At 36.3% G+C, this 2,419-nt stretch carries 4 protein-coding genes; all 4 read left to right on the forward strand.

The annotated features are described in order from the left end of the window. A partial coding sequence (locus C8E03_RS21545) for a scabin-related ADP-ribosyltransferase (protein WP_278321212.1) occupies positions 1 to 675 on the forward strand: 675 nt, incomplete at its 5' end. Beyond that, positions 675 to 1,091 (forward strand): hypothetical protein, encoded by a 417-nt coding sequence (locus C8E03_RS21550; protein ID WP_110292086.1) that lies wholly within the window; start codon positions 675 to 677, stop codon positions 1,089 to 1,091. The genes C8E03_RS21545 and C8E03_RS21550, both read left to right, overlap by 1 nt. Positions 1,092 to 1,176: 85 nt before the next feature. After that, on the forward strand, positions 1,177 to 1,737 hold the full coding sequence (locus C8E03_RS21555; RefSeq protein WP_110292087.1) for an NADAR family protein: 561 nt from the start codon (positions 1,177 to 1,179) through the stop codon (positions 1,735 to 1,737). Between the two features lie 241 nt (positions 1,738 to 1,978). Continuing rightward, positions 1,979 to 2,419, forward strand: a 441-nt coding sequence (locus C8E03_RS21560) for an RHS repeat-associated core domain-containing protein (protein WP_110292088.1), incomplete at its 3' end; no start/stop codon positions are given.

The raw sequence follows: 2,419 nt of genomic DNA on the forward strand, positions 1-2,419 counted from the left end.
GGACGCTTTACCCAAGAAGATACCTACCGGGGAGACGGACTGAACCTGTACGCATATTGCGCCAACAATCCAGTGAGCTATGTAGACCCAAGTGGGAATATCTGCGAAACAGCCGCGAAGAATATCATGAATAAAGTGGCGCAGGGACAGGCTGAAAAAAAGGAACAGAGACAACTGGAATCCTATTTGCGAAATAAGCAAAACAAAGGTGGATTGACATCACAAGAGCAGGAAGTGGCGAAAAAGCTTGGAGTGAGTGGTGGTAATGAGGGTTCGGGCGGAGATGAAACAAAAACTCTCTATCGAGGTGAGCGTGCTACAACAGTTCCTGAAGTGGTTTTTGAGGAAGGTATAAAACCAAAAGGTACCCATGATGATGCGTTATTACATACAAAGAGTAATACAACTGCAGGTAATTTTGTATCAACAACGGATCAATTTGATCTTGCAAGGGATGGTTTTGCTGGCAAGAATGGTTACGTTTATGTTATAGAAACAGATAATTATGTAGATATCAACAAAACATACGGGGATAAAGCATATTTTCCAGAACAATCCGAATTTTCTATTCCAGGAGGCATTAAAAGATCAGAAATAAAAGGTGCGTACTCAAAGGAAAAAGGCGTGATAGTTGGGGATTTAATACCTAATCCTAATTATGGAAAGGATAATTAATGTTAGATGAAATATTAAAAGTAAAAATTGCAAATGATAAAAAGGAGCTTTATGAATGTGAATTAGAGTTATACGATGAACAATTAGATGATAATGTTAAGATAGTGTTAAAGTATAAAGAACAAACTATGGCATTTAGTGCAGATAATTATTTTGATGCACTAGAAAGGCTAAGAAGATATTTAGAAGATAGAAATGAAAAGATACTTTGTAAAGGCAGTAATGAAAATGTATATCCATCTGCAATGCAACTAAATGCGGGAAGTGGACGTAATGCGTATTCGTTAGCGTTAGGAAGACAAGCAAAACTTGCTGATGTAGTTGATATTTTTGAGGAGAGTGATTTTGATAGTTGTGTATCTTGTGATAAACAAAATGATTTTTTTGAGAGATGGACAGAAAGCATAAATAAATAATTCAAATAAGTTTAAACCAAAACCTTCAAATTTAAAATATTTGAGGGCTTTGGTAAGATGAATTTAATAATAAGGAAATTAAATTATGAAGTATACATTAGAATGGGCAAGAAATAAATTTAATGAGAGCAATAATAATATGGAATATATATTCTTTTGGGGTCATCATGCAAAAGATAAAAGTATAATTGATAAAAGATGCCTAAGTCAATGGTGGCCTTGCTTATTTTTTGTAGATGGTATTAAATATCAAAGTGCAGAGCACTATATGATGGCTGAGAAAGCCTTTCTATTTAAAGATTATGAGATAAGAGAAAAAATACTAAAATCTACAGATTCAAAATATGCTAAAGAATTAGGACGTAAAGTAAAAGGATTTAGAGAAGATATTTGGAAAGATAATTGCTATGAAATAGTAAAAAGAGGGAACTATGAAAAATTTGTGCAAAATGAGGATTTGAAAAATTATTTATTGTCAACCAATAATAAAATTTTAGTAGAAGCAAGCCCAGTAGATCTGATATGGGGAATTGGACTTGATGAAAATGCCACAGATATAAAAAACCCCTTAGTATGGAGTGGAACAAATTTATTAGGTTTTATTTTGATGGAAGTTAGAGATGATTTAGAATTATATATGGGTTAAAATAGCATAAATTAAGATGGTATGAAAATAAATATCATAATTTGTGAATGTATTTTATAACCGTTAATTCAACCATAAATTCATACTGATACTGTGTATATTGGCGGGAATAAGTTAGTGATGTTCTATGAGGTGTACCTACATAGACACGTATGATGCCTTTCATCGGACAAGCCAGGTAGAAACCTTTGACGGTAATATCCAGATCAATCATTATGACCCAGAGGGACTGCGTCATGAAATGGAGGAGAATGGAAATCTGGTTCAGTTTATCTTCCGAGGTACCGAGGTCATAACAGAAGAATCGAAAGCAGAAACGAAACGCTACATCCGTTCCGATATCCTGTTAGCTTCCGACGCAGAAAGCGCCAAGACCTACTACCACTATGCAAGCGATGAAATGGGAAGCATCACCCATGTAACGGAGCAAGACGAAGTCCTCAACCGCTACGAATACGATGCCTGGGGCAATGTAACCGAAAGCGAAGAACGAGTCGAAAACCGCTTCCAGTTCAACGGCCAACAGCTCGACCCCATCAGCCAGCAGTATTACCTGAGAGCCAGATACTATAACCCAGTAATCGGACGCTTTACCCAAGAAGATACCTACCGGGGAGACGGACTGAACCTGTACGCATATTGCGCCAACAATCCAGTGAGCTATGTAGACCCAAGTGGGAAT

Origin of the sequence: Lachnotalea glycerini (genome assembly GCF_003201285.1) — a bacterium.
In the GTDB taxonomy this organism is placed as follows: domain Bacteria; phylum Bacillota; class Clostridia; order Lachnospirales; family Lachnospiraceae; genus Lachnotalea; species Lachnotalea glycerini.

Bases quoted from the DNA above. Each gene is read 5' to 3' on its own strand.
- C8E03_RS21550 (WP_110292086.1), top strand. From the start codon at position 675: ATGTTAGATGAAATATTAAAAGTAAAAATTGCAAATGATAAAAAGGAG.
- C8E03_RS21555 (WP_110292087.1), top strand. From the start codon at position 1,177: ATGAAGTATACATTAGAATGGGCAAGAAATAAATTTAATGAGAGCAAT.